At 67.6% G+C, this 24,646-nt stretch carries 23 protein-coding genes; 11 read left to right on the forward strand and 12 right to left on the reverse strand.

Annotated features, from left to right (window positions below; genetic code table 11):
* The 9 genes from ABW137_RS21100 to ABW137_RS21140 all read left to right on the forward strand — a co-directional run.
* Window positions 1–1,155: S16 family serine protease (locus ABW137_RS21100; RefSeq protein ID WP_526403389.1), on the forward strand; the 1,155-nt coding region annotated here is incomplete at its 5' end.
* A gap of 79 nt (window positions 1,156–1,234) precedes the next feature.
* Window positions 1,235–2,287, forward strand: a complete 1,053-nt coding sequence (locus ABW137_RS21105) for an LLM class flavin-dependent oxidoreductase (protein WP_526403390.1) — start codon at window positions 1,235–1,237, stop codon at window positions 2,285–2,287.
* A 28-nt stretch (window positions 2,288–2,315) separates the two neighbouring features.
* Window positions 2,316–2,951, forward strand: a complete 636-nt coding sequence (locus ABW137_RS21110; RefSeq protein WP_526403391.1) for an HhH-GDP family DNA glycosylase — start codon at window positions 2,316–2,318, stop codon at window positions 2,949–2,951.
* A gap of 14 nt (window positions 2,952–2,965) precedes the next feature.
* Window positions 2,966–3,355 (forward strand): nitroreductase family deazaflavin-dependent oxidoreductase, encoded by a 390-nt coding sequence (locus tag ABW137_RS21115; protein ID WP_526403392.1) that lies wholly within the window; start codon window positions 2,966–2,968, stop codon window positions 3,353–3,355.
* Between the two features lie 42 nt (window positions 3,356–3,397).
* Window positions 3,398–3,730 (forward strand): TfoX/Sxy family protein, encoded by a 333-nt coding sequence (locus tag ABW137_RS21120; RefSeq protein ID WP_526403393.1) that lies wholly within the window; start codon window positions 3,398–3,400, stop codon window positions 3,728–3,730.
* Between the two features lie 27 nt (window positions 3,731–3,757).
* Window positions 3,758–4,981, forward strand: coding sequence for an NAD(P)/FAD-dependent oxidoreductase (locus ABW137_RS21125; RefSeq protein ID WP_526403394.1), 1,224 nt, complete (start codon window positions 3,758–3,760; stop codon window positions 4,979–4,981).
* A gap of 68 nt (window positions 4,982–5,049) precedes the next feature.
* Window positions 5,050–6,096: an endonuclease domain-containing protein gene (locus ABW137_RS21130; protein ID WP_526403395.1), complete on the forward strand. Its 1,047-nt coding sequence runs from the start codon at window positions 5,050–5,052 to the stop codon at window positions 6,094–6,096.
* Window positions 6,093–6,713 carry a hypothetical protein gene (locus ABW137_RS21135; protein WP_526403396.1) on the forward strand — a complete coding sequence of 207 codons (621 nt, stop codon included), beginning with the start codon at window positions 6,093–6,095 and terminating at the stop codon, window positions 6,711–6,713. The genes ABW137_RS21130 and ABW137_RS21135 overlap by 4 nt, the downstream gene beginning before the upstream one ends.
* Window positions 6,713–9,892, forward strand: coding sequence for a helicase HerA domain-containing protein (locus tag ABW137_RS21140; protein ID WP_526403397.1), 3,180 nt, complete (start codon window positions 6,713–6,715; stop codon window positions 9,890–9,892). The genes ABW137_RS21135 and ABW137_RS21140 overlap by 1 nt, the downstream gene beginning before the upstream one ends.
* Window positions 9,893–9,961: 69 nt before the next feature.
* Here the strand turns inward: ABW137_RS21140 and ABW137_RS21145 are convergent, their stop codons facing one another.
* The 11 genes from ABW137_RS21145 to xylB all read right to left on the reverse strand — a co-directional run bounded on the left by ABW137_RS21145 (window position 9,962) and on the right by xylB (window position 21,804).
* A complete protein-coding gene (locus tag ABW137_RS21145; protein ID WP_526403398.1) occupies window positions 9,962–11,326 on the reverse strand; it encodes a dicarboxylate/amino acid:cation symporter in 1,365 nt (454 codons plus the stop codon).
* Window positions 11,327–11,390: 64 nt separating this feature from the next.
* Window positions 11,391–11,744 carry a VOC family protein gene (locus ABW137_RS21150; RefSeq protein ID WP_526403399.1) on the reverse strand — a complete coding sequence of 118 codons (354 nt, stop codon included), beginning with the start codon at window positions 11,742–11,744 and terminating at the stop codon, window positions 11,391–11,393.
* A gap of 114 nt (window positions 11,745–11,858) precedes the next feature.
* Window positions 11,859–12,908 (reverse strand): substrate-binding domain-containing protein, encoded by a 1,050-nt coding sequence (locus tag ABW137_RS21155; protein WP_526403400.1) that lies wholly within the window; start codon window positions 12,906–12,908, stop codon window positions 11,859–11,861.
* A 49-nt stretch (window positions 12,909–12,957) separates the two neighbouring features.
* A complete protein-coding gene (locus ABW137_RS21160; protein ID WP_526403401.1) occupies window positions 12,958–14,007 on the reverse strand; it encodes a substrate-binding domain-containing protein in 1,050 nt (349 codons plus the stop codon).
* A 54-nt stretch (window positions 14,008–14,061) separates the two neighbouring features.
* Window positions 14,062–15,093, reverse strand: a complete 1,032-nt coding sequence (locus tag ABW137_RS21165) for an ABC transporter permease (protein ID WP_526403402.1) — start codon at window positions 15,091–15,093, stop codon at window positions 14,062–14,064.
* On the reverse strand, window positions 15,090–16,673 hold the full coding sequence (locus ABW137_RS21170; protein WP_526403403.1) for a sugar ABC transporter ATP-binding protein: 1,584 nt from the start codon (window positions 16,671–16,673) through the stop codon (window positions 15,090–15,092). Before ABW137_RS21170 ends, ABW137_RS21165 begins: the two co-directional genes overlap by 4 nt.
* Window positions 16,670–17,773: a zinc-dependent alcohol dehydrogenase gene (locus ABW137_RS21175; RefSeq protein WP_526403404.1), complete on the reverse strand. Its 1,104-nt coding sequence runs from the start codon at window positions 17,771–17,773 to the stop codon at window positions 16,670–16,672. The genes ABW137_RS21170 and ABW137_RS21175 overlap by 4 nt, the downstream gene beginning before the upstream one ends.
* Window positions 17,767–18,537, reverse strand: a complete 771-nt coding sequence (locus ABW137_RS21180) for an SDR family NAD(P)-dependent oxidoreductase (RefSeq protein ID WP_526403405.1) — start codon at window positions 18,535–18,537, stop codon at window positions 17,767–17,769. The genes ABW137_RS21175 and ABW137_RS21180 overlap by 7 nt, the downstream gene beginning before the upstream one ends.
* A 14-nt stretch (window positions 18,538–18,551) precedes the next feature.
* Window positions 18,552–19,544: an NAD(P)-dependent alcohol dehydrogenase gene (locus ABW137_RS21185; protein ID WP_526403434.1), complete on the reverse strand. Its 993-nt coding sequence runs from the start codon at window positions 19,542–19,544 to the stop codon at window positions 18,552–18,554.
* 41 nt (window positions 19,545–19,585) lie between these two features.
* A complete protein-coding gene (locus ABW137_RS21190) occupies window positions 19,586–20,227 on the reverse strand; it encodes a ribulose phosphate epimerase (protein WP_526403406.1) in 642 nt (213 codons plus the stop codon).
* On the reverse strand, window positions 20,224–21,804 hold the full coding sequence (xylB, locus tag ABW137_RS21195; protein ID WP_526403407.1) for a xylulokinase: 1,581 nt from the start codon (window positions 21,802–21,804) through the stop codon (window positions 20,224–20,226). The genes ABW137_RS21190 and xylB overlap by 4 nt, the downstream gene beginning before the upstream one ends.
* Window positions 21,805–21,936: 132 nt before the next feature.
* On the opposite strand from xylB, the gene ABW137_RS21200 reads away from it, so the two are divergent.
* Both ABW137_RS21200 and ABW137_RS21205 read left to right on the forward strand, forming a co-directional pair.
* Window positions 21,937–22,857, forward strand: a complete 921-nt coding sequence (locus ABW137_RS21200; protein ID WP_526403408.1) for a sugar-binding transcriptional regulator — start codon at window positions 21,937–21,939, stop codon at window positions 22,855–22,857.
* A 29-nt stretch (window positions 22,858–22,886) separates the two neighbouring features.
* On the forward strand, window positions 22,887–23,657 hold the full coding sequence (locus ABW137_RS21205; protein WP_526403409.1) for an SDR family NAD(P)-dependent oxidoreductase: 771 nt from the start codon (window positions 22,887–22,889) through the stop codon (window positions 23,655–23,657).
* Here the strand turns inward: ABW137_RS21205 and ABW137_RS21210 are convergent.
* Window positions 23,650–24,642, reverse strand: coding sequence for a LacI family DNA-binding transcriptional regulator (locus ABW137_RS21210; RefSeq protein ID WP_526403410.1), 993 nt, complete (start codon window positions 24,640–24,642; stop codon window positions 23,650–23,652). The genes ABW137_RS21205 and ABW137_RS21210 overlap by 8 nt on opposite strands.
* Window positions 24,643–24,646: the final 4 nt, after the last annotated feature.

Consider the following 24,646-nt stretch of genomic DNA (forward strand, 5'->3'; position numbering starts at 1 on the left):
ACCTACGTCGGCGCGCTGCCCGGTCGCCTGGTGCGGGCCATCGGCGAGGCGGGTTCGATGAACCCCGTCGTGCTGCTCGACGAGATCGACAAGGTGGGTTCGGACTACCGCGGCGATCCCAGTGCGGCGCTGCTCGAGGTCTTGGACCCGGCGCAGAACCACACGTTCCGCGACCACTACCTAGACCTCGACCTGGACCTGTCCGACGTCGTGTTCCTGGCCACGGCCAACGTGATCGAGAACATCCCGTCGGCCCTGCTGGACCGCATGGAGCTGGTGCAGATCGATGGCTACACCGAGGACGACAAGGTCGCCATCGCCCGTGACTTCCTGCTGCCGAGGCAGCGGGAGCGGGCCGCGCTGACCCCCGACGAGGTCGAGGTCACCGACGACGCGCTGCGCAAGATTGCCGCGGACTACACCCGTGAGCCCGGCATGCGTCAGTTCGAGCGGCTGCTGGCCAAGGCACTGCGCAAGGCGACGACGAAGCTGGCGTCGGGCGAGGAGAGCCTGGTGATCGACGAGCCGGATCTCGTTGGCTACCTTGGCCGTCCGCGCTTCACGCCGGAGTCCGAGGAGCGCACCGCGGTGCCCGGCGTGGCGACCGGCCTGGCCGTCACCGGCCTGGGTGGCGACGTGCTCTTCATCGAGGCGAACTCGAACGAGGGCGACGCCGGGCTGCAGTTGACCGGACAACTGGGCGACGTGATGAAGGAGTCGGCGCAGATCGCGCTGTCCTACGTGCGGGCGCACGCCGAGCAGTTGGGCGTCGACCCGAAGGCGTTGGACCGTCAGATCCACGTCCACTTCCCGGCCGGCGCGGTGCCCAAGGACGGCCCGTCCGCGGGTGTGACCATGGTGACTGCTCTCGTCTCCATGGCCACCGGCCGCAAGGTCCGCGGTGACGTGGGCATGACCGGTGAGGTCACGCTGAACGGTCGGGTGCTGCCCATCGGCGGGGTGAAGCAGAAGCTGCTCGCCGCACAGCGGGCGGGGCTGAAGACGGTGTTCATCCCGCAGCGCAACGAGGCCGACCTGGACGACGTCCCGGCCGAGGTGCTCGAAGCGCTGGACGTGAAGCCGATGACCGACGTCGCCGACATCGTCGTCCAGGCGTTGGAGCCGGCGGCGGAGGCCGCCACCCAGGCCGCCTAGTCCACGAGATCTGCGCCAGGGCTGCGATCGTTCACGATTGGCAGCCCTGGTGCAGAATTCGGCGTGAAGGAGGGTGCAGATGCCACGACGCGGTGAACCGTTGCGCAAGCTCGGGTTCCTGACCATCGGCCGGTTCGACGAGGCCAATCCAAAACCGGGCATCGAGGAGACGCTCGAGGTGATCGAGCGGGCCGAAACGCTCGGCTTCGACAGCGTGTGGCTGCGCGACCGGCACCTCCAGCCGGGCATCTCCTCGCCGGTCGCAATCATGGCGGCGGCCACCCAACGCACGTCGCGCATCGAGCTGGGCACGGCCGTGATGCCCCTGGGGCTGGAGAACCCGTTCCGGCTGGCCGAGGACCTCGCCACCGTGGACATCCTCTCCGGCGGGCGGATCAACCCAGGCGTGTCGGTGGGCACCCCGATGCTCTACGACCACTACAAGATGGCGCTGTATCCGCACACCCACGACGTGGAGGACTTCTCCAAGGAGCGCGTGGTGCGGCTGCTGGACTGCCTGCGCGGGGAACCGGTCAGCGACTTCGAGGGCGTCGTCGGCATCGAGCGGTTCACCAACCGCGTCCAACCGCACTCGCCCGGGCTCGCCGACCGGGTCTGGTACGGCGGCGGCCTGGCCTCCGCGATCTGGGCCGGCGAGCAGGGCATCAACTACCTGACCAGCTCCGTCGTCAGCAGCGACGGAACCGAGTCCCGCGACTTCGCCACCATTCAGGGCGAGCAGATCGACGCCTTCCGCGCCCATCACCCGAATCCCGAAAGGGCAAGGGTGTCACAGGGATTGGTGGTCATCCCGACCGATTCGGCCACCAACGACCAGGTCCGAAGGTACCGCGAGTACGCCGCGAGCCGGTTCGAGCGGACCAAGACGCCGCAGGGGCTTGGAGCGAAGGTCGCCGGCGGCCCGGCTACGCGCAACATGCTGTTCTCCCCCGACTACGTCGGCACCTCCGACGAGCTGGCCGACCAACTCTTCGACCACGCCGGGTTCCAGCGCGCCGACGAGATCGCGTTCGCGCTGCCCTTCACGTTCGACGAGGCCGACTACCGCCAGATCATCGGTGACATGGCCGAACATCTGGGGCCGAGGCTGGGGTGGCAACCGAGGCAATGAGCCTCGCCGGAGTGGGTAAGCGCCGTACATGACCACTCGAGACACGCTCGCCGCCCAACTTCTCGACCGTGCCGGGGACACCTACGCCGACGAGGCAGGCATTTCGCTCAAGGACACCCCGAAACCCCTCTTTCAGCTGTTGGTGTTGTGCATGCTCGCCAGCAAACCCATCGACGCGGCGATCGCGGTGCGGGCAGCCGACGAGATCTTCCGCACCGGGTTGCGCACTCCCGAAGCGGTTCTCGACGCCGACCGCCAGACCATGATCGCGGCCTTCGGTCGGGCCGGCTACGCGCGCTACGACGAGAGCTCCGCGACGCGCCTCGTCGACATTGCCACCTCCGTCCGCGAGCACTATCACGGCGATCTGAGGGCACTGGCCGCCGCGGCCGAGGGCGACGCGGGCCACGCCGCCAAGCTCCTTCAGGAGTTCAAGGGCATCGGGCCGACCGGTGCCGCCATCTTCCTGCGCGAGGTGCAGGACGTCTGGACATGGGTTCGGCCCTACTTCGACGAGCGGGCCCTCGGTGCCGCGCGCGACGTCGGGTTACCCACCGATCCCGACGCGCTTGCCGCGCTGGCGCCCCGCCGGGTGGCGAACCTGGCAGCGGCGCTGGTTCGGGTGTCGCTGGACGCCGAACTGCGTGACGCACTGACCGGCTGATCCATACTTGGCAGATGCCGGACCCGCGAGAATTGAAGCGCCGCATCGTGCACACCGCGCAACGCCTGGTGGTCAACCCCGTCGCCAGAAAGCTGCCGGTGACCATGCTCGAGACCACCGGCCGCAAGAGCGGCCAGCCGCGGCACACCGCCGTCGGCGGCAGAGTGGTCGACGGCCAGTTCTGGATGGTGTCCGAACACGGCGCACGGGCGCACTACGTGCTCAACATCAAGGCCAATCCCAGGGTGCGGGTCCGTATCCACGGCCGGTGGCGTTCGGGGACCGCGCACCTGCTGCCCGCCGACGACGCAGCGGCTCGGCTCGCGCAACTACCCGCGATGAACAGTGCCGTCGTCAAGCTGATGGGCAGCGATCTCTTGACGGTGCGGATCGACTTCGACTGATCTCGTGGCCATCGCGCACCCGGGGTGACTACCGTCGAAGGGGTGGCCTACGACGAGGACCTCGCCGACCGGATCAGGGAGCTCGTCGGCGCCGAACGCGGCGTCGAGGAGAAGCGCATGTTCGGTGGGCTGGCGTTCCTGATCAACGGCAACATGTCCGTCGCCGCGAGCGGTCGCGGCGGCCTGATGGTGCGGGTGCCACCCGAGGACACCGAGCAGCTGATCACCCGAGACCACGTCGACCCCATGGTGATGGCGGGCCGCGAGACCAGGGGCTGGGTGCGGATCAGCGGCGACGGCGTCAAGACCAAACGCCAACTGCAGTCCTGGGTGACCCGCGGCGTCGAGTACGCCAAGAGCCTGCCGCCCAAGTGAACACGCTCGATCCAGAGGAGTGACGAAGTGCCCACATACGTGATCGTCGGTGGTGGATTGGCCGGCGCGAAGGCCGCAGAAGCCTTGCGGGACAATGGCTTCGATGGCGAGATCGTGCTCTTCGGCGCGGAGGACCACCTCCCCTACGAACGGCCGCCGTTGTCCAAGGACTTCCTGGCAGGCAAGAAGGGGCTCGACGACTTCACCGTCGACCCCGAGGACTGGTACCGCGAGCACGACGTCGACCTGCGACTGGGCACCGAGGTGACCATCATCGACCGCATCACGCACTCCGTCGGCTTCGCCGAGGGCAGCCACCAGGGTTACGACAAACTGCTCCTGGCCACCGGGTCGAGCTCACGCAAACCGCCGATCCCCGGCGGTGATGCCGACGGCGTGCACTACCTGAGGACCGTCGACGACGCGTCCGCGTTGCTCGACACGCTGACCGATGGGGCGTCGCTCGCAGTCGTTGGCGCCGGCTGGATCGGGCTCGAGGTCGCCGCGAGTGCACGCCAGCGCGGCGTCGACGTGACCGTGGTGGAGACCGCGGAACTGCCACTGCTCGGATCGCTGGGCCGCGAGGCAGGCGAGGTGTTCGCGCAACTGCACCGCGACCACGGCGTCGACCTCCGACTGGCGACCGCGGTCGAAGAGATCACCACCGACGGCGGCAAGGCCACCGGCCTCAAGCTCGGGGACGGCTCAACGGTCCCCGCCGACGCGGTCCTGGTGGCCGTCGGCGCCAAGCCCAACATCGAGCTCGCCGAGAAGGCGGGCCTTCAGGTGGCGGACGGCGGCGTGCTCGTCGATGCCTCACTCAAGACCAGCGATGACGACGTCTACGCCGTCGGCGACATCGCGGCCGCCGAGAATCCCGTCTTCGGGACGCGGATCCGCACCGAACACTGGGCCAACGCGCTCAAACAACCAGCGGTGGCCGCCGCGGGCATGCAGGGCAACCCCGGCGTGTACGACGAGTTGCCGTACTTCTTCACCGACCAGTACGACCTCGGGATGGAGTACGTCGGGTACGCCCCCGACTACGAGCGGGTCGTGTTCCGCGGTGACCAGAAGGGCGGGGAGTTCACCGTGTTCTGGCTCGATGACGAGAGTCGGGTGCTGGCCGGGATGAACGTCAACGTCTGGGACGGGCTCGACGACATCAAGGCCCTCATCCGGTCGCGAAGGCCCGTCGACGCGAGCCGCCTCGCGGACGCGGACCTCCCACTCGGCGATCTCGGCGGTTGATGCCCTCGGCGAAGAACTGACGCGTGGGAGACAATGGGCGGCGGTCGTCCAACGCTGCAGGGGGTGGGGTGAGCGCACTGACGTGCGGGGAACCGCTGTCGTTGGCGAACATCCCGACCGATCACGTCGTCAGGCTCGCAGGCCTGACCGACGAGCAGCTGGCCGTCGGCCTCGACCCCTTGCCTGACGACGCTCCCGTCGTCATCCGCTACCGCGTGCCCTCCGCGCCCCTGACGTCGCAGGGTCTCGTCGACGACGTCCTGGCTCGGCTCGAAACCGTTGCGCTCGACCTGTTTCCCACCTGGTTGCCGGGTGCCGACGTCATCGACGCCAGCAGTGACTTCGACCGGCGCGTGGTGCGGGAGATGGCCCACCGGCAGGCAGCGGACAGCACGCACTTCGGACCGTTCCTCGCGGAGATGGCGGAGTCGGCGCTGCGCGGGAGGCCCCCGCAGCGGCGTTTCGAGTCCGACGTCCGCGTGGTCGGGTTGACCAGGATCATCGCCGACAGCTACCACCGCGACGGGGTCGCGCTGCTCGTCGTCGGGCCCGAATCGCACACCGAAGACGATCAGCGGCGGGCCGCGGCGGCCCTCGAGTGGCTGGTCGATCACGGCGTCGGCGTGTGGCTCACGACGGCCGCCCTGCCGCTCGTCGACCGTCATCCGACGTGGCAGCTGGCCGTGCCCGACTATCTGAACGGTTGGGGCCCCGACGTTCACCGCGACCCGCCGCCGCTCGACTACCCGGCGCTGGCGGGCCTGCCGCATCCGGCCAGCGCCGCCGAGCAAGCGCTCGAACGGCGCCTCGCCCGCTGCGCCTGGGCGGTGGGGCGAACCTGGAACCAGGAGTACGCCAGCCACTCGCTTGCGCCACCCATCCGCGTCGACCTGATGTGGCCGGTCGAACGGTGTGTGGTGGAGATCGACGGGCCCGACCACCGTGGCAGTCTCAAGTACGCGGCCGATCGTCGGCGCGACAACGGCCTGACCCTCGATGGCTTCGCCGTACTGCGGTTCACCAACGAGGAGATCGACGACGACCCCGCGCGGGTGCTCGCCGTCATCGAAAGCCTGCTATTGAAGAAGAGAACCAATGAAGGGAATCTGCCTTGAGCGTCGCCCTCGATGAACTGACCGGCACACAGCAAGCGGTGCTGCTCGTTCTGATGGCCGAAGCGCGGCCCGTCCGCAATCCCGAGCTCGGCGAGCTGGGACCGAAGCTGGACAAACCAGCTCGTGACGAGCTGATCCGCAAGGGGCTCATCGAGATCACTGCGACGAGGCCCGCGATGGTGTTCGATCTGACGGACAGGGGCTGGGCGACGTGCGCGGCGATCATCGGCGCCGACGTGCCCGAGCGGCCGTCGGGGCAGGGCAGGGCGCTGTACACCGTGCTGCGGGGGTTGCGCCGCTACTTCGACCGGGAGGACCTGGCTCCCGCCGAGGTGTTCTTCGCGTTGGACGACACCGTCGACGTCGAGACGCAGGTCCGCGCCGCCTACGCCAAGCTGGCGGCGCGGGCGGGTGGATGGGTCGACCTGGTTCGGCTCCGCGCCGAACTGCCAGACGTGTCCAAGAGAGAGTTGGACGACGCGCTGACGCAGATGCAACGCAGTCCCGACGTCAGCCTGATTCCCGAGGAGAACCAGAAGACGCTGACCGATGAGGACCATGCCGCCGCCGTGGAGATCGGCAATCGGGCCAGGCACCTGATCGCGATCGAGTCGTGATGGATCCGCGGGAACGGGACGCCCTCAAGTCGCTGCGCCTGTCATTCGCACCGTCCGCCGACGATCTGTGGCACGCCCAGGGCGCCTTCCACGTGCCAGGCGTCCACGACAAGGCACTCGAGCAGGTGATGGACGCCTTCGCCGACGCCGATCGCTTCCCCGAGTCGAGCCCGCTCGGAGTGGTCGTGCGGGGTACGGCAGGTTCTGGCAAGACCCATCTCCTCGGCCAGGTCCGCGAGCGAGTCCAGTCCGGCGGCGGGTTCTTCTTCCTGTTGCAACTCCTCGATGCGACGAGCTTCTGGGAGTCGGCGCGCAGCAGCATCCTGGAGAGCCTCGGCAGGCCCGGCGCCGAGCGTGAGACGCAGCTCAAGCAATTGCTGTGGCAGCTCGCCTCGGTGGCCCACGTGTCCCGCGCCGATCGTCGGGCCGTCGCAGGCGAGGACGAGCTGACCCCGGAGATCCTGACCGCCTTCGTCAACGCGCTTCACAAGGCGGCTCCGCAGACGGTCCGCCAGACGCAGCACACCCTGCGCGCTCTGACGCTGCTCGGCGCCGACGACCTGGGCATCCAGGACATCGGGCAGGCGTACCTGAACTCGGCGGAGGACGTCGACGACACCGGTCGCAGGCACTGGTCGATCGGGGTGTCCACGCTGACGCCGCAGGAGTGCGTGCGCGACATCTCGCGCCTCGTCGCGCTGGCAGGCCCGGCCGTGATGGCGATCGATCAGATCGACACCCTGCTCGCGCAGTCCGCGACGTCGACCGCGGGCCGCGACGACGGCGTCGCGGACAACCGAGACCTGGAGCACGTTGCCCACGGGCTGATGTCGATCCGGGAGACGATGCGAAGGACCGCAGAGGTGGTCGCCTGCCTGCCGTCGGTGTGGGAATCGATCAGGTCGAGGGCGACGGCCACCGTGGCCGACCGCTTCCGGGAGACCGCTCCCCTGCACGAACTACCGAGTGCCGAGATCGGCCGAGCGATCCTCGAACGCAGATTCACCGCGAGCTACCGCGCCGTCGACTTCACCCCGCGGTATCCGAGTTGGCCCGTCCTGCCATCGGCCTTCGACGATGCGCCGCACTACACCCCGCGCCGATTGCTTCAGCGTGCCGACGCCCATGTCCGCGCTTGTCTGGACCGCGACGAGCTCGAGGAATTGGCGCACCTCGACGCGTCCACCGAACCGACGCAGCCGGTGCCCGACGCCCCGCTGGAAACGACCGAACTGGACCGGCTATTCGCCGAATTCCGGCGGCGTGCGGTAGGTGCGGCGGCGCTGGATCCCGAGGGCGAGGACACGACGATGCCCGGCCTGCTATCGGCCGCGTTGGACGCCTGGATCATCGAACGCGCCGACGTCGAGCAGACGTTTGCGCTCGACCCGCCGCCAGGCAAGGCGGTGCCGTTGCATGGGCGCCTGAGGCAGCGCCTCGACGCCGACACCGACGACGAACGGCACTGGGCGTTCCGCGCGATCGCCAGCGGCAACGCCATCGCAGTCCAGAACCGCATCAAGAATGCCTGCGTCGCAGCAGGTTTCGGCAGCAACGTGGACAAGCGTCAGCTGTTCCTGCTGCGGAACACCCCGTGGCCGGGTGGCGTGAAGACGGCGGAGGTGGTGGCGGCATTCGGGGAGTCCGGTGGCCGAACCCTGACCCTTTCGGACGACGACCTGCGCACCGCGTCGGCTCTACGCGACCTCATCGACCACGATCATCCCGAACTCGTCGGCTGGCTGATGAGCCGTAAACCCGCCCACGGGTTGACCTTCCTGCGTGAAGCCCTCGGCGACGAAGCTGGACCCGAAGCAGCCGAGATACCCGAGCCGACAACGGGTTCCGATGTTGAGCCCGAGCCAGAGCCCGCGCAGGCGCAAGAGCCGTGGGCCAAGCGGTTGAAGAAGGATGGCCGCCGCGAGCAATCGACCGGCACGGCCGTTCCCCTCGGCGTCGACGACACCACGGGAGAGCCGCTGAGCGTCGAACTGCTCGCCTTGCGCAAGCACACCGCGATCTTCGCGGGCTCCGGCTCGGGGAAGACCGTGCTCATCCGCCGACTGGTCGAGGAGTGCGCTCTTCGCGGAGTGTCGTCGATCGTGTTGGATCCCAACAACGATCTGGCGCGACTGGGCCTGCCGTGGAAGGACCAGCCCAGCGGTTGGCGGCCCGCCGACACGTCGCTGGCCGCGGATTACCTGGCCAACACCGAGGTGGTGGTGTGGACACCTCGTCGTTCCGCCGGACGGCCGCTGTCGTTTCAGCCGCTCCCCGACTTCGCCAGCGTCGTCGATGATCACGACGAGTTCAACGAGGCCGTCGAATCTGCTTTTGCCGCAATGGAACCCCACGCTCACATCGCGGGAAAGACTCCGAAGGCCAACCAGGCGCGGGCGGTGCTCCGCGAGGCCCTGCAGTGGTATGGGCGGCGGCCGTCGCCGACGTTGCAGGGGTTTCTCGCGGTGCTCGCCGATCTGCCCGACGGTGTCAGCGTGATGGCGAACGCCAGGGACCGGGCCGCGGAGTTGAGCCAGAACCTGCGCGCCGCCATGGTGAACGACCCGATGTTCGGGGGCGATGGCGCGCCCGCGGATCCGGGGTCATTGCTGACGCCGTCGGAGGGCTACCGCGCCAGGGTGTCGGTGATCAGCATGGTCGGCCTGTCCGACGGAGCGCAGCGCGAAGGGTTCGTCAACCAACTGCAAATGGCGCTGTTCGCGTGGATCAAGCGGAATCCGGCGGGCGACCGACCGCTCGGCGGCCTGCTGGTGATGGACGAGGCGCAGAACTTCGCACCGTCGGGGCGCACCACCGTGGCGACGCGCAGTACGTTGGCGCTGTCGTCGCAGGCCCGGAAGTACGGTCTGGGATTGGTCTATGCAACGCAGGCGCCGCGAGGGCTGAATCCCAACATTCCCGGCAACGCGGCGACGCAGTTCTTCGGTCTGCTCAACGCGCCGGTTCAGATCACCGTCGCCAAGGAGATGGCCCGCGTCAAGGGCGGACTGGTGCCCGACATCAGCCGTCTGCGGGCCGGCAACTTCTATGCCGCCCTCGAAGGCACTGCGTTCCACAAGATCACGACACCGTGGTGTCTGTCGTATCACCCGAACAGCCCGCTGACCACCGAAGAGGTACTCGAGCTTGCCCGGCAGCCGTTGCAACCAAGGCACTGATCCCTGGGTCTGGTGCACGGCGGTCAGCGAATCTCCGTGCACGGGGCCCACGCTCGGCGACGCCAGCGGCTAACGCGACGAGACGACCACCTCAGGAACCTCGTCGTCGACGAGCGCCTCGACGTCGTCACCGCGGAGCACCGCCTTCATGCGGTCTGAATCGAGCTGCCCCTCCCAGCGCGCCACCACCATGGTCGCCACGCAGTTGCCGAGCAGGTTCACCGAGACGCGCATCGAGTCCATGATGCGGTCGGCGCCAAGGAGCAACGCCACGGCGGCCACCGGAATGGCGCCGTGTCCGATGGCGGCGACCGTCGCCGAAAGAGCGAGGAACGACGACCCCGGCACGCCTGCCATGCCCTTCGAGGTGAGCATGAGCACCAGCACGGCCGTGATCTGCTCGCCGAGGCTCAGGTCGACGCCGAGGGCCTGCGCCAGGAACAGCACGCAGATCGACAGGTACAGCGTCGCGCCGTCCAGGTTGAACGAGTACCCGGTCGGCACCACCAAACCCGTTGTGGTGCGCGAGCATCCGGCGAACATCAGCTTGTCCATGATGCGCGGCAGGACGACCTCGGTCGAGGCAGTGCCAAGTGCCAGGAACAGCTCGTCCTTGATGTAGACGACGAAGCGCCACAGGTTCACGCCTGCCAGGAACCAGGCGATCGCACCGAGCACCAGGATGAACAGCGCCGCCCCCAGATAGCAGGCCCCGATCAACTTGGCGTAACTGCCCAGCGACGAGATCCCGTACTGGCCGATGATGTAGGCCATCGCGCCGAACGCGGCCAGCGGCGCCAACCTCATGATCCAGCCGATGATGGTGAAGAACAGGCTGCTGAAGTGCTCGATCAACTCGAAGACCACCGGCGGGCCGTGCTCGCCGAACTTGGCCAACGCCAACCCGAACAACACCGCGAAGAACAGCACCTGCAGCAGTTGGTTCTCGGCGAACGCGGAGATGATCGACGTGGGAATGATGTTGAGCAGGAACTCCACTGTGTGGGGAAGCTCCCCGCTGCCCGTCTTCGCCGCGACCGCGTCGGCGCCGGTGGCCAGCGTCTCCGGGTCGATGTTGAAGCCGGCACCGGGTTTGACGACGTTGCCGATCAACAGCCCGAACAGCAGGGCGAAGGTCGTGACGACCTCGAAGTAGATCAGTGCCTTGATGCCAATGCGCCCAACGGATTTGAGGTCACCGACGTGTGCGATGCCGATCACGACCGTGCAGAAGATGATGGGCGCGATGAGCATCTTGATCAGTTTGATGAAGGCGTCGGCGATGGGTTTGAGGTCCGCGCCGAACGCCGGCCACAGCCAACCCACCAGGATGCCCGCGACGATGGCGATCAGCAGTTGGGTGAACAGCGAGGTGTACCAACGAGACTTCGGGGGCGCGTCGCCCTCGGGGATTTCGGCCTTCGTGAACGTCATCGACTACAGGTACGCGATGTTCGTGTCAGGCCCGTGAGGTGTAGGTAACCACGGTGCTAAACGGTCAGTAGTCGACCCGGAAGTTCCCGATCAGCCTGACGACGTTGCCGTCGGGGTCTTCGAGGGTGGCCAGCTGAACACCCTTGTTGACGTCCTCGATCTCACCGGGTGCCAGGCCGAGACGCGTGGCCTCGGTGACGTAGGCGGCGAGATCGTCCACCGCGAAGTTGACCAGCCCCGACCCCGCCCGTTTCTCGTCGATGAAGACCTGGACCCAGCCGCCGGGGACCACCTGCCACTCGACGAGCACCGGCATGGGGTTGTTGTCGGCGGGACGCCCGAAGAGCTTCTGATACCAGACCTCCGAGACGGCGAGATCTGACACGGGGACGACGGCCAGTACGTGTTCGATTCGCACGATCGATACCTTTCGTGGTTTCTCGTACCGACTGCCGTCGGCACGAAAACTCATCGGACACGCGAAGCGGGGCCGGTCACCCACCCGACCGGCCCCGCTACGTGATGCGTTGAACTACGGCTGCTTCTGGCCGGGGATGCCCTCATAGGCGATGTCGCCCGTCTTGAGGTTCTGCGCGGTCAGTTCGCCGAGCCCGTCGAGGAACTTCTGCCGGTCGGTCACCACGTGCTGGATCGCGACGTCGACGTTCTCCTGAGTGATGGCAGGCATGACGTAAACCGGCTCCTTGTTGACCTCTTCGCCCTTGACGATCGCGTTGGCGACGGCCAGGCCCGCGGACAGCTCGACGGTGCCGTTCTGCAACGAGGTGCCGATGAACTCACCGCTCTTGACGGCGTTCAGACCGTCCTCGATACCGTCGATGCCGACGATCGGGACACCGGTGCGGCCGGCTTCCTTGAGCGCCTGCAACGCCCCGAGACCCATGTCGTCGTTCTGAGCGACGACGCCGTCGATCTGGGTGCCGAAACCGGAGATCCAGTTCTTCATCTTGTTGACGGCCTCGTCGCGCTTCCAGTTGGCGGTGTCCTTGGCCAGCACCTTGATGTCCGGGTACTTCGCGAGCACCTGGTCGATGCCCTTGCCGCGGTTGATCTCCCCTGATCCGCCGAGCGGACCCTGCAGGATCACGATGTTGCCCTTGCCGCCGAGCTTGTCGGCCATCATCTGCATCTCCTGGGCACCGGCCGCGACGTCGTCGGGCTGCACGTTGCCCGCAAGGTCCGTGCTCTCCAGCGCGGCGTTGACGGCGAGCAGCGGGATGCCCTTCTCCTTGGCGGCCGCGATCTGCGGGGCGAGCGAATCAGCCTGCACGGGAACGACGATGATCGCCTTGACGCCCTGGTTGATCAGCGAATCGACCTGGCTGGCCTGGGTGGACACGTCGTTGTTGGCCGAGTTCCAGACCAGCTCGATGTTGTTGGCCTTGGCGTAGGTGTCCATCCCCTCCTTGCCCGCGGTGATGAACGAGCTCATGTCGTACACCGTGACGCCGATCTTGGTGATGTCACTGTTGGCCTCGGTGTCGCCTGCGCCGCAGGCGGTCAGCCCGAGTCCGAGCAGCCCCGCCGAGGCGATGGCGCCCAACTTCGTTGTCAGTCTCATCTATTCACTTTCTGTGGTGATTCGATTGAAATGCATTGTCGAACGGGAATCAGGGCTGCTTCTGACCCGGAATGCCCTCGTAGGCGATGTCGCCGGTCTCGAGGTTCTTCTTGGTCAGCTCGGACAGACCGGCAAGGAACTCCGCCCGCTTGGTGACGACGTGCTCGATGGCGACGTCGACGTTCTCCTGAGTGATCGCAGGCATGATGTACACGGGCTCGGTGTTGACCTGCTCCTTCTTGGCGAGCGCGTTCGCGACGGCCAGGCCCGCGGATAGCTCGACGGTGCCGTTCTGCAGCGAGGTGCCGATGAACTCACCGCTCTTGACGGCGTTCAGGCCGTCCTCGATGCCGTCGATGCCGACGATCGGCACGTCGCTGCGGCCGGCTTCCTTCAGCGCCTGAAGGGCACCAAGACCCATGTCGTCGTTCTCGGCGACCACGCCGTTGATCTGCGGTCCGAAGCCCGAGATCCAGTTCTTCACCTTGTTGACGGCCTCGTCGCGCTTCCAGTTGGCGGTGTCCATCGCCAGCACCTTCATGTCGGGGTACTTGGCCAGCACGTTGTTGATGCCCTTCGTGCGGTCGAGCTCACCGGACTGGCCGAGCGGGCCCTGCAGCACGACGATGTTGCCCTTGCCGCCAAGCTTGTCGGCCATCATCTGCATCTCCTGCTCACCCGCCTTGACGTCGTCGGGCTGCACGTTGGCCGCGATGTCCTTGCTGTCCAGCGCGGCGTTGACCGGGACCAGCGGGATGCCCTTGGACTTGGCCGAGGCCACCTGCGGGCCGAGCGAATCCGCTTGCACGGGAACGACGATGATGGCGTCGACACCCTGGTTGATCAGCGAGTCGACCTGATTGGCCTGGGTCGACACGTCGAGGTTGGCCGAGTTCCAGACCAGTTCGATGTTGTTGTCCTTGGCGTACTGATCCATCCCCTCCTTGCCCGCGGTGATGAACGAGCTCATGTCATACACCGAGACGCCGATCCTGGTCTTGTCGCTGTTGGCCTCGGTATCGCCAGCGCCGCAGGCGGTCATGCCCACGGCAAGTGCCCCCGCCGAGGCGATGGCGACGAACTTCGTTGTCAGTCTCATCTGATCCCACTCTCGTTGTGTTCGTTGGATGTGAATTGGTTGTCGGTCAAACGATCACGTTCGTCGTCGGGTCGACCAGACGTCGACGGCCACGGCCGCGACGATGAGGACGCCCTTGATCACGTCCTGCCAGTAGGCGGGCACCACTAGGATGTCCAAACCGTTGTTGAGTGTCTGGATGATGAACAGACCCAACACCGTTCCCCAGATGGTGCCGCGACCACCCATGAGGCTGGCGCCACCGATCACGACGGCGGCGATGGCGTCCAGTTCGTAACCCTGCCCGAGGTTGGGCGGTCCCGAGATGACGCGGGAGGCCAGCATGACGCCGGAGATGCCGGCCAGCAGGCCGGAGAACGCATACACGCTGAACAGCACGTTCTTGGCGTTGATGCCGGCGATCTCGGCGGCGTTGCGGTTGCCGCCGACGGCGTAGACCCGCATGCCATAGGTGGTCCGCTTCATCACGATCGCCAGCACGACGATGCCGATGATCATGACGAGCACGGGGATCGTCAGACCGAAGATCTTGGTGTTGGCGATCGACCCGAACTCGGCGGGTAGGCCGTTGATGGGGGCGCCGCCGCCGATCACATAGGCAAGACCCGAGCCCGCGGTCAGCGTGCCCAATGTCGCGATGAACGGTGGAACGTTGATGCGCGACACCATGATTCCGTTCAGGGAACCCACCGCCAAGCCGACGACCATGGCCACCAGCACGGTCATCCACACCTGGCCGGGATTGGCCTTCGCCGTCGCCGCACCCGCCATGGCGGACACCGCGATCACCGAGCCCACCGACAGGTCGATGCCTCCGGTGAGCACGACGAGCGTCTGCCCGAGCGCGATGAGCGCGAACGGGGCGGCCGCGACCAAGATGGTGACCAGGTTGTCGACCGTGCCGAATCGTGCACTGCGGTAGCTGAAGTACGCGATGACCAACAGCATGATGATCACCATCGAGTAGCGCAGCGCCACGCCGCTGATCCACTCGCGCGAGAAGAGCCGAACCGGCTCACCCGTGGTGGGAGACGCGACCACCGGAGGGCCAGAGGCCTCCGGGGTGTCGTCGACTTGCGTTGTCACGATGTTTCCTCCGGTGACTCGTGCCGCTTTTCGGCCGTGGGTGGTTCAGGTGTTGATGCAGGTGTGTCGACGTGGACGGGCCCGTCCAGCGCGGTCGCCATCCGGAACACGGATTCCTGCACGGCGGGATGATCGAGGGCGTCACGGTTCAATTCGCCGACGAACACGCCGCCGCGCATCACGAAGGCGCGGTGCGAGAGACCGATGATCTCGGGCATGTCCGAGGACGCCATCACCACCGCCATGCCCGCCTCGGCGAACTCGGTGATGATGCGATAGATCTCGCTTCGCGCACCGACGTCGACGCCACGGGTGGGCTCGTCGAGCAGCAGGACGTTGACCTCGCCGGTGAGCCACCGGGCCAACACCACCTTCTGCTGATTTCCGCCCGACAGGGTGCCGACGAGCTGGCCCATCCCATTGCTGCGCAGGCGTACCGACTTCATCACGTCGGACACCGCCTTGCCCCTTGCCTTGCTGCGCAGCCAGCCTGCGACGCTGAACGACGACAACCGGGGAAGGGAGCCGTTGTCGAGCACGCTCATCGAGAGCACGACACCCGAGATCTTGCGGTCTTCTGGAACCATCGCCATGCCCGCCGTGATGGCGGCCGCTGGCGCGTTGCGCTTCACGCTCTTGCCCCGCACCAGGATGTCGCCGGAGACCGTGTGGTGCGCACCGAAGATCGCCTCCAACAACTCCGTTCGGCCCGCACCGACCAGTCCGGCGAGACCGACGATCTCGCCGGAGCTCACCGAGAACGACACCGGCCCGGTGGCGCCGGCCACCTGCAGGTCGCGGATCTCCAGGACGGGGTCCGTCTTGGGCTCGACGCGGTCGGGAAACAGCGCGTCGAGTTCGCGGCCGATCATCGCGGTGACGATGTCGTCGTCGGTCACGTCGGTCAGTGGCTTGTCAAGGATCAGCCCGCCGTCGCGGAGCACGACGACGCGGTCTGCGATGGCACGGATCTCGGCCATCTTGTGCGTGGTGTACACCATCGCCACGCCGTGATCCCGCAGCCGACGCACGATCCCGTACAGGCCCTCGACCTCACGCTCGGAGATGGCGGAGGTGGGTTCGTCGAGCATGACGACCTGTGCGCCGGTGCGGGCGGCCTTGACGATCTCCACGATCTGCCGGAGACCGACGGGCAGGCTGCCCATCCGCGCGGTCGGCGAGATGGCCACGTCGAAGGCCGACAGGGTCTCCTTGGCCTCGGCGATCATCGCCCGACGGTTCAGGAACGGCCCACGCCGCAATTCCCGTCCTACGAAAAGGTTTTCGTAGACCGTCATGTCCTCGATCGACGCCAACTCCTGCGGCACGATCGCCACGCCGTGGCGGACGGCGTCGCGCGGATTGCCGGGCGCGAGGTGGGTGCCCTGCACCGACACCTCGCCGGAGTCGGCGCTGTACTGACCGCTGACGATCTTCATCAGTGTCGACTTGCCCGCGCCGTTCTCACCGGCCAGTGCGGTGACCGTGCCGGGCTCCAGATCAAGCGTGATGCCCTTGAGCACCGGTACGCCACCGAAACTCTTGGTGATGTCGGCACATTCGAGGATGGCTGAGCTCATGGAAGACTCCTCGTCGAAGTGGCGCCCACCGAGACCGGAGCCTCGTCGCGGCCGCCCAGGGTGACGACGACCTTGACGTTCTCCGCATCCATCGAAGCGCTGAACGCATCTGCGGAGTGCTCGAAGTCGTAACGCGCCGTGATGATCTCATCGATGGGCACCGCCCCTGAGGCCAGCAGGTCGATCGCGGCGGCGTAGTCCTCGCGGACGTACATCAGGTTGCCGATCAGGGCCAGTTCGCGATCCTGGATCAGGTCGAGCCGCACGGGAACCGCACCGGAGGCGACGCCGACGATCATGATGGCGCCGCCCTTGTCGACGAGATCGACCGCCTGCGCGACCGAACTCTCCCTTGACACGCAGTCGATCACGACGGCGGCGGGTCCACCGAGGAGAGCCAGTGCGGACTCGACGGCATCGGCAGCCGTCGGGTCGAACGTCCCCACTGCGCCGAGCCGTTCGGCTCTCTCTCGCTTGGATGCCAGCAGGTCGGCCACCACCACGTTGGCACCCGCGTCGCGCAGGGCCAGCAGCACGAACAGTCCGATGGGGCCCGCTCCGATCACCACGACGGGGCGATCGCGTAGATCGCCGACCGCCTCGGCGGCCCGGCGTACGGCGTGAACGGGGGTGGCGAGCGGTTCGATCAGGATCGCGTGGTCGTCGTCGAGCTCGGGACTCAGCGCGATGACTCGGTCGACGGCCACCGTGAAGCTGTCAGCCAGGCCACCAGGAGTCTGGCAGCCCAGTACCAGCAGTTCGGCGCAGATGTTGTACCTACCCGCGAGGCACTGCGTGCAGTGGCCACAGGCCAGGTTCGGTTCGACGACCACCCGGGTGCCGACCCAGGAGTCGTCGACTCCGGCGCCCACTGCGTCGACGACGCCGATCACCTCGTGGCCGGGGCGGTAGGGCAGGTCGATGAACGGATGGTGGCCGCACGCCGCATGGGTATCCGAACCACAGATCCCGACGGCCGTGCCGCGGATGCGGACCTCACCGGCCGCGGGCTCGTCCTCGGCCACGCTCTCGAACACCACGTCGTCGATGGAGTTCACGACGACGCGGCGGTTCACACCGGGTTCGGCCGGGTTCACCATGCGGTGTACCCCCCGTCGGCGACCAGGACGGAACCGGTGATGAACGAGGCGGCGTCGCTGGCGAGGAAGACCACGCTGGGGGCGATCTCCTCCGGCATCGCGTACCGCTGCTGCGGGGCGTCGTCGATCCAGTAACGCTTGAGATCGGGCCGGTCCACGGGCGCCATCTCGGTCTTGCAGTAGCCAGGAGCGACGGCGTTGACCCGGATGCCCAGCGGAGCCCATTCAGCGGCAAGCGATTTGGTGAGATGGTGCACCGCAGCCTTGGACGCGTTGTACGCGGGCTGCATCTGCGGACGGTTGACGATCAAACCGGACATCGACCCGATGTTGACCACCGACCCCGAACCGCGTTCCCGCATGTGCGCGCCCACCGCCAAGGAACACGTCCACAGCGCCTTGACGTTCAGGTCGAAGACGTCGTCCCACTCCTGTTCGGTGACGTCCCACGACTCGTTGTGGTAGCAGGTGCCCGCGTTGTTCACCAGAATGTCGATGTGGCCGAGCGCCTCGATGGCCTCGGTGGTCATCCGGTCGACGTCGGCCCGATTCGTGATGTCGGCGGTGATCGGGTGGAACCCCGCCACTCCGCTTTCCAATGCCTCGGCCGCCGTCTTCTCGTTGCGCTCGGCGCTGCGGCCGGAGATCGCGACCGTGGCCCCGGCCTGGGCGAGCCCGAAGGCGAACGCCTTTCCGAGGCCTTGGTTTCCGCCCGTGACCAGCGCGGTGCGGCCGGTCAGATCGAACGGTGAACGGGCACTCACTAGGGCACTCTCCTTCATTTGGGGACGACGATTGACTTGAGGCTTGCCGGGTCGGTGTCGCTGTCCAACGCGTCGGCAACGTGTTCGAGGTCGTAGCGGCCGGTCACCATCGCGTCGAGGTCGACGGCACCGGAGGTCACCAGATGGATTGCGGCGGGCCAGGTGTCGGTGTATCGGAACACCCCGGTGACGTTGATCTCCATGTTCTGGATGTAGCCGATGGGCAGCGCGTAGTCGCCGGAACCCATGCCGACCAGCACGACGTGCCCGGCTGGGCCGACCGCCTTGATGCCGCTGACCACCGCGGGGGCGGCGCCACTGGCGTCGACGAAGGCGTCGACCTGGGGGGTGAGTGCGGCGACGTCGTCTGCCATCGGATCGAGCACCTCGGTGGCGCCGAAGCGCAAGGCGGCTTCCCGCCGTGACTGCAGCAGATCGGACACCACGATGCGCGCCGCGCCGAAGGCCCGCGCGGCTTGTGCGCACATGATTCCGATGGGCCCGGCCCCGGCGATGAGGATGGAGCTACCCGGTTGCACGTGAGCCTTGCGCATCGTTGTGACGGCGACCGACAGCGGCTCGAGGAGCGCGGCCGCGTCATCGGACATGGAATCCGGTACGGGGTGGGCGAATTCGGCGTCGATGGTGACGTAGCGGCAGAACGCGCCGTCGATCGGCGGCGTGGCGTAGAACTCCATGTAGGGGCACAGGTTGTAGCGGCCCGCGGTGCACTGCTTGCAGCGCCGGCACGGGTGCTGCGGTTCGACGGCGACGCGTTGGCCAACCCGGCTCGGGTCCACCTTCTCACCTACGGCTGCGATGCGCCCGGACAGCTCGTGGCCCAGGATCATCGGGTCTTCGACGACGAAGTCGCCAATCCGGCCGTGACGGTAGTAGTGCACGTCGGAGCCGCAGACGCCCACCGCGGCAACCTCGACGAGAACCTCGTGAGGTTTCGGCGTCGGCACCGGCCGGTCCTCGATCTGAAGTTCGCGGACGCCCGTCATCACGCTCGCGCGCATGGAGGAGGTGGGAAGGACTGTCTCAGTCACATTGCTTCCTTTCGTTCGGAGGTGAGAAGGGCCCGGCCGACGATCATCTGGCGGACGCCGGCCGCCGCGCACAGGGGTGCGATCTCCTCGGTCACGCCGCCGTCGACGGCGACGGGCAGATGGGGGAACTGGGTGGTGCAGGCGGTGACCAGACCGAGTCGGTCCAGTCGGCATCGGTCACGGCTGCCGGGTTCGATGAGCATGACCAGAACGCCGTCCGGGTCGGCGGGGAAGTGCGGGTCGTCCAGGCCGTCCCACTCCCGCCATACGGCGATCCACGCCTCGCCCCCGGCCGTGCGAATCGCGTTGGCCCGCTCGGTGGTGAAGGCGTGCCACGGCAAGAAGACGACTCCGGGTTGCAGCGCAAGGATCTTCGGCAGCACGCTGTCGGCGAAGTCGGCCGACCCGATCACGTGCACGCCGATGCGCTGCCTGTCGACGACGGACGAGATCATCTGCAGGTCGGCAAGACTCACGCCCGCGGGCAGTCCCTCGGAGGCGGCCATCACGTCGACGTGCACGTCGAGGCCGCCGTCGGCGAGGCACTCCGCGGCCTGTACCCGGGAGCCCGGGGCGGCATAGACGGACCCCGCCACGGTCCCGGGGAAGTTGCTGCACCACGCCGCGAGACCCGTCACAGCGGGCCCCCTTCTGGCATGGGTGAGTCGATCAGCGGCGACTCGGCAACCTTGGCCCACCGCGTCCGCAGGGCGGAGAGGTTCCTGCCGTGCTTGCGGGGGGCGACCCGCACGCGCGCGTCCGGCGTCCACCGCTTGGCCAGGTCGACCAGGCCCGCGCGGTCGGCGCGCGACGCGACGGCGGCCGCCTGGATGCAGGCGCCGCGGGCGGTGGCCTCTTCGACGTCGGGCACGGTGACTTCCTCTCCCAGCAGGTCGGCGAGCAGCTGCAGGGTCGCGGGTGATCGGGCGCCCCCGCCGACGGCCGTTGCGACACCGCCGAGTTCGACGCCGCACGCCCGCAGGCTGTCGCGGCCGGACAGCAGTGACAGCAGCGGTCCCTCCACGAAGGACCGGGCGATCTCCTCGCGGGTGGTCTGGGAGGTGATGTCCACGAAGGCGCCGTGCGCGTCCGGTCGGTCGGGTGTGCGCTCCCCGTCGAGGAACGGCACCAGGACCGGACCCTGCGTTGGGCCTGCCGCGAGGGCCAGCTCGGAGATGCCGGCCAGGTCGGTGCCAAGCAGGACGGCGGCGCGGTCGACGACCCTGGCGGCGTTGAGCGTGCTCATCAGTGGCAGGTAGCCGCCGGTCATGTCGGCGACCCCGTCGACGGCGCCGGTGGTGTCGAACACCGGGCCCCGTGAGGACGTCGCCACCACGCCCGAGGTGCCGATGCTGAAGTACTGATCGCCGTCGGTCAGGCCGAGACCGAGGTAGGCGGCGTGTTGGTCACCGCCACCCGCCCCGACCAACACGCCGTCCCCGATGCCGAGTTCGGCGGCCCTTTCGGGGCGCACCGTGCCCGCACAGTCGGTGGGGCCGAGGACCGTAGGCAGCTTGGCGGCCCAATTGCGGTCGCCGGCAGCAAGTTCCAGATACGACGTAATCCACTGCCCGTCGGTGGCGTCGAAGTAGCCGGTGCCCGACGCCTCGGACCGGTCGGTCACGGCCTCGCCGGTGAGCCAGTAGGTGAGGTAGTCGTGGGGCAGCAGGATGGTGCCCACCCGCTCGAGCAGGCCGGGTTCGTGTTCGGCGACCCAGGCCAGCTTGGCGATGGTGAAGGCCGCCGTCGGGAGCGAGCCGATGCGCATCACCCAGCGGCGGGCGCCGATGCGGTCGACGAGGCGGGCCAGGTTGGGAGCGCCGGTGGTGTCGTTCCAGAGCTTGGCGGCGCGCAGTACCTCGCCGCGATCGTCAAGGAGCACCAGCCCGTGGCACTGGGCGGCCACCGAGATCGCCTTGATCTCGGGGCGCTGCTCACATCGTGCGATCGCTTGCCGGGCCGCGGCGATGAACGCGCTGACCCAATCACCGGGGTGCTGCTCGCTGCACGGCGGGAAGGCGGGCGGATGGGGCGCGGAACCGGAGCCGAGGAGCCTGCCGCTGGTCAGATCCCGGATCTCGACCTTGCACGATTGGGTGGACGAATCGACACCCATGACCGCGGACGTGAGGAGCGAACGGGATCCGGCGGACGTGAGCGAACGGGATCCGGCGGACGTGGCCGAGGTGGCCAGCCCTTCGTCGTCGCTGCTCATCTGTTAGCCCCAGTACTCATGTGTTCCTTTGTGATGTGGATCATGCAATGCTTATGCTCACATGTCAACGCAGCTGCACATATGTGCGGCGACTGGGGAGCCTAGCGGCTCGCAATCCACGGGAGGCGATCTATGGGGCCCGACGAGCTGTTCCAGCGCGCGGTCATCGCCCGTCGGTACTACCTGGAGGGACGAACACGAATCCAGATCGCCGAGGAATTCGGGCTGTCCCGGTTCAAGGTGGCCAGGATGCTCGACGAGGCGATCGAGTCGGGGATGGTCGAGATCAAGATCCACAATCCCGGCTCGATCGACGTCGAACTCTCGACCGCACTTCAGAAGCGGTACGGCCTCGAGCACGCCTATGCGGTGACGGCCGACTCGAGCAATGCCGCCGACCACGTCGACGCCGTGGCGCGGGCGATGGCCGACCTGCTGCAGTCGATCCTGCGCGACGGCGACGTCGTCGGCGTCGACTGCGGCCGAACCCTCACGCACATCGCGCCGTACCTCACGTCGTTACCTCGTTGCGACGTCGTGCAATTGACGGGAATGGCGGGCACCATCACCTCCAATGGCACCGATCTGGTGCGGCGCATCAGCGAGGTCAGCGGCGGCGAATCCTGGCCGCTGTACGCGCCTCTCGTCGTCACCGATGCGCGCACGGCACAGAGCCTCGGGGACAACCTCCAAATCCGCGACACCATCGCGCGCCAGGCCGGTGTCAGCTGCGCCATCGTCTCGGTTGGCGCGTGGACCGCAGGCGCCTCCCAGGTCTACGAGTCGTTGACCCCCGACGAGCAGGAAGCCCTTGCCGCAGCAGGTGTTTGCGGTGAGACCTGCGCGCTGCTGATGGACGCCGACGGCACCCGCATCGCTGGCCTCGACGAGCGCCGAATGGGGATCGACGAGAGCGTCCTTCGTGCGATCCCCACTAGGATCGCCATCGCGGCGGGCAAGGAGAAGGCCGCCGCCACCAAGGCGGTCCTGCTGTCCGGGTTGGTGTCCTCACTCGTCACCGACATCGACATCGCCGCCTCGGTTCTCGACTGAACCCGACTCACATCAAAGGAGAGATGAGCATGCCCGAAACATCGCCGCCGGTAGTGGATTTCGACTTCAGTCTCGACGGCCTGGTGGCGTTGGTGACGGGCGGCGCATCCGGCATCGGCGCGGCCATCGCGACGGCGTTCTCCACCAAGGGCGCCCGGGTCGCGGTCGTCGACCTGAATGAGACCGGTGCCGTGGAGCTCGCGGACGGGCTGCCTGGCAGCCGCGGATTCGGTTGCAACGTCGCCGATCCCGAGTCCGTCACCGCGGCCGTCGACGCCACCATCGCCGAGTTCGGCCGCATCGACGTCCTGGTCAACAGCGCGGGCATCGCGCGACTCGCGCCCGCCGAGGAACTGTCACAGGCCGACTGGGACTCCACGATCGCCATCAACCTCAAGGGCACGTTCCTGATGTGCCAGACGGTCGGACGGCACATGCTGGCGGCCGGCCGAGGAGCCATCGTCAACATGGCGTCGCAGGCGGCCAGCGTCGCTATCGACGAGCACGTCGCCTACTGCGCGTCCAAGTTCGGCGTCGTCGGAATAACCAAGGTCCTTGCCACGGAATGGGCGGGTCGCGGGGTACGGGTCAACAGCATCTCCCCGACGGTCGTGCTCACCGACCTCGGAATCAAGGCGTGGGACAACCCCAAGGGTGACGCGCTCAAGAAGCTGATCCCCACCGGACGGTTCGCCTATCCCGACGAAATCGCCGCTGCCGCGGTGTTCCTCGCCTCCGGCGCGGCAGCCATGGTCAACGGCGCCGACTTGGTGATCGACGGCGGGTACACCATCAAGTAGCAGTCGAGGCGCGGGCGACCAGCTCGGGGCGGAACACGACGTGCCTGGGCTGGCCTGCCGGCGCTTCGAGCAGCAGCTCGATCGCCGTCTTGCCGATGTCCGCGCTCGGCTGCCGAATGGAGGACAGCGGAACCATCGCCGACCTGGCGAAGTCGATGTCGTCGTAACCGATCAGCGCGATGTCGCCTGGCACGTTCGCGCCATTCATCGTCAGCGCCTGCAGCATCCCGATGGCCAACAGATCGTTGGCGCAGAACACGGCGTCGGGGCGGCGACCCGCGGGCAGCGCGCACAGCCGCTCCCCCACCGCCCGGCCCGCAAGCACGCTGAGCTCGTCGGTGGGGATGACTTCCAGGGCGGCGCCGGGATGCTCGGCCACCGCGTCACGCGCACCTGCGAGGCGATCGGCCACCTGCCTCAGCCCGTCCGGCCCACCGACGTACGCGATCCGCCTTCGGCCCTGACTGCACAGGTGATCGACCGCGAGCCGGCCACCGGCGACGTCGTCGACGGCAACGGAGGCGAACGGGGTGCCCGCGCCGTCGCGGTCGACGAGCACCACCGGCACACCGCGACCAGCCAGGGCGTGCAGGCGGGTGAGATCCTCGCTCACCGGCGAGATCAGCAGACCGAACACCCGCTGTTCGTCGAAGGTCTCCAGATAGGCGCGCTCGCGCTGGGGATCGTCGTCGGAGGTGCCGAGCAGCACCACCAGATTGCTCTGCGCCGCCTGCCTTTCCGCGGATCGTGCCACGTCGGTGAAGAATGGGTTGCCCACGTCCAGCACCAGCAGCCCGACGCACCGCGACTGGCCTGCCCGCAGTTGCCGTGCGGCGTCGTTGCGGACGAAGCCCAACCGCTCGATGGCGGCGTGAACCCTCGCCACCGTGGCAGGTGCGACCCGGTCGGGTGCGTTGAGCACGTTGGACACCGTGCCCACCGACACCGATGCCGCAGCCGCCACCTCGCGGATTCCGACCGCCATGGGG

The organism is Mycobacterium sp., assembly GCF_040509115.1.
Taxonomy (GTDB): Bacteria; Actinomycetota; Actinomycetes; order Mycobacteriales; family Mycobacteriaceae; genus Mycobacterium.

What these genes read in the sequence shown, in the direction of transcription:
- ABW137_RS21140 (WP_526403397.1), top strand. Translation starts at nt 6,713, where the DNA reads ATGGATCCGCGGGAACGGGACGCCCTCAAGTCGCTGCGCCTGTCATTC.
- ABW137_RS21160 (WP_526403401.1), bottom strand. Translation starts at nt 14,007, where the DNA reads ATGAGACTGACAACGAAGTTCGTCGCCATCGCCTCGGCGGGGGCACTT.
- ABW137_RS21110 (WP_526403391.1), top strand. Translation starts at nt 2,316, where the DNA reads ATGACCACTCGAGACACGCTCGCCGCCCAACTTCTCGACCGTGCCGGG.
- ABW137_RS21105 (WP_526403390.1), top strand. Translation starts at nt 1,235, where the DNA reads ATGCCACGACGCGGTGAACCGTTGCGCAAGCTCGGGTTCCTGACCATC.
- ABW137_RS21175 (WP_526403404.1), bottom strand. Translation starts at nt 17,773, where the DNA reads ATGGTGAACCCGGCCGAACCCGGTGTGAACCGCCGCGTCGTCGTGAAC.
- ABW137_RS21185 (WP_526403434.1), bottom strand. Translation starts at nt 19,544, where the DNA reads ATGACGGGCGTCCGCGAACTTCAGATCGAGGACCGGCCGGTGCCGACG.
- ABW137_RS21145 (WP_526403398.1), bottom strand. Translation starts at nt 11,326, where the DNA reads ATGACGTTCACGAAGGCCGAAATCCCCGAGGGCGACGCGCCCCCGAAG.
- ABW137_RS21205 (WP_526403409.1), top strand. Translation starts at nt 22,887, where the DNA reads ATGCCCGAAACATCGCCGCCGGTAGTGGATTTCGACTTCAGTCTCGAC.
- ABW137_RS21170 (WP_526403403.1), bottom strand. Translation starts at nt 16,673, where the DNA reads ATGAGCTCAGCCATCCTCGAATGTGCCGACATCACCAAGAGTTTCGGT.
- ABW137_RS21155 (WP_526403400.1), bottom strand. Translation starts at nt 12,908, where the DNA reads ATGAGACTGACAACGAAGTTGGGCGCCATCGCCTCGGCGGGGCTGCTC.
- ABW137_RS21210 (WP_526403410.1), bottom strand. Translation starts at nt 24,642, where the DNA reads ATGGCGGTCGGAATCCGCGAGGTGGCGGCTGCGGCATCGGTGTCGGTG.
- ABW137_RS21115 (WP_526403392.1), top strand. Translation starts at nt 2,966, where the DNA reads ATGCCGGACCCGCGAGAATTGAAGCGCCGCATCGTGCACACCGCGCAA.
- xylB (WP_526403407.1), bottom strand. Translation starts at nt 21,804, where the DNA reads ATGAGCAGCGACGACGAAGGGCTGGCCACCTCGGCCACGTCCGCCGGA.
- ABW137_RS21200 (WP_526403408.1), top strand. Translation starts at nt 21,937, where the DNA reads ATGGGGCCCGACGAGCTGTTCCAGCGCGCGGTCATCGCCCGTCGGTAC.